Here is a 6559-nt window from a genome sequence, read left to right on the forward strand (position 1 = left end):
CCCCTCGCCGCCGCGCCGCCGACCACCCGCCCGGCCGCCGCGCCCACCACGTCCGCCTGGTCCGGCGAGGTCCCGCGCCTCGCCGCCCGGGGCCTCGTCAAGCGCTTCGGTGCGACGACCGCCCTCGCGGGCGTCGACGTCGCGATCCCGGACGGCGGGTCGCTGGCGGTGATGGGGCCGTCGGGCTCCGGCAAGTCGACGCTGCTGCACTGCCTGGCGGGCATCCACCAGCCGGACGCGGGCGTCGTGGCGCTGCGCGGCCGGGAGGTCCAGGGCCTGTCCGAGAAGGAGCGCTCGCTGCTGCGCCGCAGCCAGTACGGGTTCGTCTTCCAGTTCGGCCAGCTGCTGTCGGAGCTGTCGGCGCTCGAGAACGTGGCGCTGCCGGCGATGCTCACGGGCGCGTCGCGCGTCGAGGCGGAGACGGCTGCGCAGCAGTGGCTCGGCGCGCTCGGCCTGGCCGGCACGGAGGGGCGCCGCCCCGGCGAGCTGTCCGGCGGGCAGGCGCAGCGGGTCGCGGTCGCGCGGGCGCTGATCACCCGGCCCGACGTCGTCTTCGCCGACGAGCCCACCGGCTCCCTCGACCAGAGCACCGGCCACGACGTCATGCGGGTGCTGGTGGAGAGCACGCGGGCGGTCGGGGCGTCCCTCGTCGTCGTCACGCACGACGCCCAGGTGGCCGCGTGGTGCGACGCGCGCATCGACATGCTCGACGGGCTCGTGGTGCCGGCCGGCACGACGACCGGTGCGGGCGTCGGCCCGCGCGAGGGCGAGCTCGAGGCCGTCCGTGCCGGGGCGGTGCCGCGATGAACCCGGTCCTGGCGCTGGCGCCGCGGCTGCAGCGCGCGAGCGGGCACGACGGGCGCACGACGACGGCGCTCGCGGTCACCGCGTTCGGCGTCGCGACGGCCCTGGCGCTGAGCGTCCTCGGCGGCCTGCTCGGCTTCGTGGACCGTGCCGCGCACCCCGCCGACGCCTACCAGCGCGAGTACGGGTCGTTCTACGTCACGCTCGCCACGACGGCCGCGATCCTGCTGCTCGTGCCGGTGGTCACGCTCGCCGGCGCCGCCGCGCGCCTGGGCGTCTCCCGGCGCGACGCCCGCCTCGCGAGCCTGCGGCTGCTCGGCGCGACGCCGCGCGAGGTCGTCGGCCTCACGGTCGTCGAGACCGCGCTGCAGGGGCTGGCCGGGGCCGTCGCGGGCTCCGCGCTGTACGGGGTGCTGCTGCTCGTGTGGTCGCGCGTCCCGTTCCAGGGGGAGCCGTTCACGGTCGGCGAGCTGTGGGTCGGGGTGCCCGTGCTCCTGCTGACGTGGCTCGCGGTGCCGGTCGTCGCCGCGGTGAGCGGCATGGTGTCGCTGCGGCGGGTCGTCGTGTCGCCGCTGGGCGTGGCGCAGCGCGTGCAGCGGCCGGGCATGCGCGTCGTCCGGCTGCTCGTGGCGCTCGTCGGGCTGGGCGCGTTCATGGTGCTGTCCGCGCTGGGCGGCGCGCTCGGGGCGGCGCTCGTCGCGTTCCTCATGGGCGGCCTGCTGGTGGCGTTCGCGACGATGAACGCGGTGGGGCCGTGGCTCGTCGGGCGGATCGGCCGCATCCAGCTGAGGCGCGCCCGCACGCCGGCGCAGCTGCTCGCCGCCCGGCGCCTGCTCGACGACCCGCGGGCGGTGTGGCGCGTCGTCGGGGGCCTGGGGCTCGCGTCGTACGTCGCGGGGTGCCTCGCCGTCGTGCCGGTGCTCACGGCGGGCGCCGGGGACGACCCCGAGATGGTGATGCAGATGGGCGACGTCCTCACCGGCGCTCTGCTCACGCTGGCCATCGCGTTCCTGCTCGCCGCCGCGTCGGCGGGCATCGCGCAGGCCGCGCAGGTGCTCGACCGGCGGCGCGAGTACGCGCTCGCGACCCTCGCGGGGGTGCCCGGCGAGCTGTTCGACCAGGTGCGCCGGCGGGAGGTGCTGGTGCCGGTCGTGTACGTCTCGGCGGGGTCGGCGCTGGCCGCGCTCGTCATGTTCTTCCCGCTGTTCGGGTACGCGGCGGTCACGGCGCCGCAGGGGCTGCTGCTCCTGCTCGGCAGCCTGGCGGTGGGGTGCGCGCTCGTGCTCGCCGCGACGGAGTCCGCGCGGCCGCTGCTGCGGCGGGTGCTGGCGGACACGGTGGTGCGCGCGGACTGAGCCCGGGCGGGCGGGGTGCCGCCGCGCGCGCGGAGGGGCGCGCGCGGCGGTGTCCTCACCGGCGGCTCGTCCGGATCGCTGCCGCGATCTCGGCGACGCCCCGGGTGGCGGCGCGGTCGGCGAGCCGGGAGTAGCCGAGGACGAGCGTCGGGGGGAACGGCGCCCGCGGTGCGTAGTCGCCGAGGACCGCGAGCGCGACGCCCCGTGCCCGGGCGGCGGCCTGGATCGCACGTTCGTCGTGGTGGGAGGGCAGGGCGGCGGTGACGTGCAGACCGGCGGCGATCCCGCCGACGACGGCCTCGGGGACCTCGGCGGCGAGGGCGGCCACCACGGCGTCGCGGCGACGGCGGTAGAGCGTCCGCATCGCCCGCAGGTGCCGGTCGAGGTGCCCGTCCTCGAGGAACCGGGCGAACGCCAGCTGCTCGATGCGGGGCGAGCCCTGGTCGGCCAGCTGCTTCTGGGTGCGGACGTCGTCCAGGAGCCAGCCGGGCACCACCAGCCAGCCGAGCCGCAGGCCCGGGGCGAGCACCTTGCTCAGCGTGCCGGCGTAGACGACCCGCTCGGGGGAGATGCCCTGGACGGCGCCGACGGCGGGGCGGTCGTACCGGTACTCCGCGTCGTAGTCGTCCTCGACCAGGACCGCGGCGGAGTCGGCGAGCCACTGCGCGAGCACCCGGCGGCGTCCGGGCGACAGGACGACCCCGAGCGGGTGCTGGTGGGCGGGGGTGAGGACGACCACGTCGGGGGCCAGGGTCGGCAGCAGGTCGGTGCGGGCGCCCTCGGCGTCCACGGGCAGCCGCAGCACCTCGAGCCCGGCGCGCGCCGCGATCCGCGGCTCCTCCGAGCTGCACGGGTCCTCCAGGGCGATGGTGCGTGCTCCCCGTGCGGCCATCGCGTGGCACACGAGCCCGAGGCCCTGCAGGTAGCCGCCCGTGCCGACGACGCGCTGGGGGGTCGCGACCGTCCCCCGCACGCGTCCGAGGTAGTCCGCGACGGCCGACCGGAACTCCGCGACGCCGCACGGGTCGCCGTACAGCAGGTCGGCGGTGCGGATCGTCCGTGTCGCGTCGCGCAGGCAGCGCCCCCACGCCGCGCGCGGGAACGTCGTGACGTCCGGGCGCGACGGCCGAAAGTCGTAGCGTGCCGCGGGCTCGGGGGCCGCTGCGGTGACGGGGGACGGGTCGGCGCCTGCCGGATTCGTGGCCGCGACCCGGGGCGCCGCCCCCTGCCTGAGCTCGACGTACCCCTCGGCCCCGAGCTGGGCGTAGGCCTCGACGGTGACCCGGCGGGAGACGCCGAGCTGCTCCGCCAGGCCGCGGGTCGACGGGAGCCGGGTGCCGGGGCGCAGGGCTCCCGCGCGGATCGCGTCCCGCAGCTGGGTCTCGACCTGGCGGGCGAGCGTCCCGGGCGCGCTCCGGGACACCGCGACCAGGACCTCCAGGGGCACACCGGCCTCCGCCACCCGTCCACGGTACCCAACTGGTCACGTCTTCCGGGCTCGATGTGGATCTCCCGACGAGCCCACCCGCGGACGAGGGTGGAGCCGTGAACCGCCGCCTCCTCGCTCTGTCGGTGACAGCCCGCCTGCCCCACGGCATGTTCAGCGTCGCGGTGCTCGTGCACGTCGCCCACGTGACGGGCTCGTACGCCGTCGCCGGGGCCTGCACGGCCGTCCTCGGCGTCGGCCAGGCCGTGGGCGGACCCCTGGCCGGCCGTCTCGTGGATCGTCACGGACAGACGCTCGTGCTCGCGATCAGCACTGGCGGCTGCGCACTCGGGCTGGTCATGCTGGCCCTCGCCGGCCGCGGCGCTCCGACGGGACGGCTCCTCGTGGGGTCGGTGCTGGTGGGCCTCTGCGCACCTCCCGTGGGCCCGTGCCTGCGAGCCCTGGTCCCCGACCTGGTGCGCACGCCGTCGGCGCGGCGCCGTGCGTACGCCCTGGACGCCGCGATCACCGAGATCACGTGGGTCGCGGGCCCGGTCGTGACGTTCGCCGTGGCCGGCCGGTACGGCACGGGCAGCGCACTCGTCGCGGCGGCGGTCGTCCTCACGGCGGCGGTGGCGGGTTTCGCCTCCTGCGCGGCCTCCCGGCGGTGGCGACCCGCGCCGGTCGTCACCGCGCGGCCAAGCGCCCTCGGCCCGGTCGACCTTCGCGTCCTGGTCCTCGTGCTCGTCGGGGTGGGCGTCGTCTTCGGGGCCACCGAGGTCGCCGTCACGGCCATGAGCGCGTCGCTCGGAGCAGGTGGCGCCGCAGGACCGCTGCTCGGGCTGTGGGGGCTCGGGTCCCTCTGCGGCGGCGTCGCGACCGCCCGGTCCGCCACGGGCGGGGCGCAGACCGGCCGCGGGCTCGCGCTCCTGCTCGCGGCCCTCGCGGCGGGGCACGCGGCGCCGGCCGCGGCCGGTGGGCACTGGCTGGCGCTCGGTGTGCTGATCACCGTCGCGGGCTCGATGATCGCGCCCGTCCTCGGCACCGCCTACGGCATGGTCGACCGGATCGCGCCCACCGGCAGCCGGACCGAGGCCTTCGCGTGGTCGGCGACGGCCACGGCGGTCGGCAGCGCGGTCGGCGCCGCGCTGGCCGGGGTGCTCGTCGAGGAAGCCGGCGCGGCCGCCGGCTTCCTGCTCGCGGCGGCCGGGGCGGCGCTCGCGGCCGTGCTCGCCGGGACGCGGCTGCGGCTCGGCGCCCGCACCGACGGACCGGGTACGGCGGCGCGGGCGGAGCTCCCGGCCGGACCGACCCGCACGACGCCGTCGGTCCCGCACGCGCCGCACGGCCCGCAGGACCCCGGCCGGTCCCCTCGCCGCGACGTCCGCTGAGACCCCACGCAGGCCCGACCCCGCGCACACCCGGCCCGACCACCCGCCCGACCGCCCGCCCGACCACCCACCGCACCGGGACCGACGCCCGTGCCGGAGGAGAGCACCCGTGGCCACGCGCATCTACTCGTTCCGCACCTCGCTCGACGGGTACGCCACGGCGACGGAGGGAGGGCTCGGCGCCGGACCGGCGGAGGACGAGGCGGGCTGCTCCACGCGCGCCACCGGACCCGCTGACGCCTCCCGACCGGTGGTCCGCACCGGCCGCCGGTCGCGCCGGCGTCGTCGTCCACACCCGTGACGTCGGCGCTTGTCCCCGTGTGGGTGGCGGCACGTAGGGTCCTCCCGTGACGACAGCCCTGTACCGGCGCTACCGGCCCGAGTCCTTCGCGGAGGTCATCGGGCAGGACCACGTCACGGCGCCCCTGCGTCAGGCCCTGCGCTCCGGCCAGAGCAACCACGCGTACCTCTTCTCCGGCCCGCGCGGCTGCGGCAAGACGACGAGCGCGCGCATCCTGGCGCGCTGCCTGAACTGCGCGGAGGGCCCCACCGACACCCCGTGCGGCGTCTGCCCGTCGTGCGTCGAGCTCGCGCGCGGCGGCCCCGGCAGCCTCGACGTCGTGGAGATCGACGCGGCCAGCCACGGCGGCGTCGACGACGCCCGTGAGCTGCGCGAGCGCGCGACGTTCGCCCCCGCGCGCGACCGGTACAAGGTGTTCATCCTCGACGAGGCGCACATGGTCTCGCCGCAGGGCTTCAACGCGCTGCTGAAGATCGTCGAGGAGCCGCCGCCGCACGTGAAGTTCGTGTTCGCGACGACCGAGCCCGACAAGGTCATCGGCACCATCCGCTCGCGCACGCACCACTACCCGTTCCGGCTGGTGCCGCCGGACGTCCTCGTGCCGTACCTGGAGCGGCTGTGCGCCACCGAGGGCGTGCCGGTCGGCGCCGGGGTGCTGTCGCTGGTCGTGCGCGCGGGTGCCGGGTCGGTCCGCGACACCCTGTCCGTGCTCGACCAGCTCGTGGCCGGCGCCGGCGAGCAGGGCATCGACTACGAGGGTGCGGTCGCCCTGCTCGGGTACACCCACGGCTCGCTGCTGGACGACCTTGTCGACGCGGTCGCGGCGCGCGACGGCGCGTCCGCGTTCCGGGTGGTCGAGCGCGTGATCGCGACCGGCCACGAGCCGCGCCGCTTCGTCGAGGACCTGCTCGAGCGGCTGCGCGACCTCATCGTCATCGCGGCGTCGGGCGAGGCCGCCGGCGCCGTGCTGCGCGACCTGCCGGCCGACCAGATGGAACGGATGCGCGCGCAGGCCACGCACCTGGGCATGTCCGAGCTGTCGCGGTCCGCGGACCTCGCGAACGCGGCGCTCACCGAGATGGTCGGCGCGACGTCGCCGCGGCTGCACCTCGAGCTGCTCATGGCGCGCCTGCTGCTGCCCGCGGCCGACGACTCCCGCACCGGGCTCGGGGCGCGCATCGACCGCCTGGAGCGCGGGCTGCCGGCGGGTGCGCCCGCCGCCGTGCCGGACGTGCCGGCGGTCGTGCCCGCGCGCGTCGGGGCGTCCACCGCGACGTTCGAC

At 77.4% G+C, this 6559-nt stretch carries 6 protein-coding genes; 5 read left to right on the forward strand and 1 reads right to left on the reverse strand.

The window, feature by feature from the left end:
* A partial coding sequence (locus AB6N23_RS16585; RefSeq protein WP_412867093.1) for an ABC transporter ATP-binding protein occupies positions 1-807 on the forward strand: 807 nt, incomplete at its 5' end.
* A complete protein-coding gene (locus AB6N23_RS16590; RefSeq protein ID WP_412867094.1) occupies positions 804-2159 on the forward strand; it encodes an ABC transporter permease family protein in 1356 nt (451 codons plus the stop codon). The genes AB6N23_RS16585 and AB6N23_RS16590, both read left to right, overlap by 4 nt.
* Positions 2160-2214: 55 nt before the next feature.
* Here AB6N23_RS16590 and pdxR read toward each other — a convergent pair whose 3' ends face one another.
* Positions 2215-3621, reverse strand: a complete 1407-nt coding sequence (gene pdxR / locus AB6N23_RS16595) for a MocR-like pyridoxine biosynthesis transcription factor PdxR (protein ID WP_412867095.1) — start codon at positions 3619-3621, stop codon at positions 2215-2217.
* Between the two features lie 83 nt (positions 3622-3704).
* On the opposite strand from pdxR, the gene AB6N23_RS16600 reads away from it, so the two are divergent.
* From AB6N23_RS16600 to AB6N23_RS16610, 3 genes are all read left to right on the forward strand, one after another.
* Positions 3705-4976 carry an MFS transporter gene (locus AB6N23_RS16600; RefSeq protein WP_412867096.1) on the forward strand — a complete coding sequence of 424 codons (1272 nt, stop codon included), beginning with the start codon at positions 3705-3707 and terminating at the stop codon, positions 4974-4976.
* A 109-nt stretch (positions 4977-5085) separates the two neighbouring features.
* Positions 5086-5277, forward strand: a complete 192-nt coding sequence (locus AB6N23_RS16605) for a hypothetical protein (RefSeq protein WP_412867097.1) — start codon at positions 5086-5088, stop codon at positions 5275-5277.
* Between the two features lie 46 nt (positions 5278-5323).
* On the forward strand, positions 5324-6559 hold a 1236-nt coding region (locus AB6N23_RS16610; protein WP_412867098.1), incomplete at its 3' end, for a DNA polymerase III subunit gamma and tau.

This window comes from Cellulomonas pasadenensis (assembly GCF_047229365.1).
Taxonomy (GTDB): Bacteria; Actinomycetota; Actinomycetes; order Actinomycetales; family Cellulomonadaceae; genus Cellulomonas.

Bases quoted from the DNA above. Each gene is read 5' to 3' on its own strand.
- AB6N23_RS16590 (WP_412867094.1), top strand. From the start codon at position 804: ATGAACCCGGTCCTGGCGCTGGCGCCGCGGCTGCAGCGCGCGAGCGGG.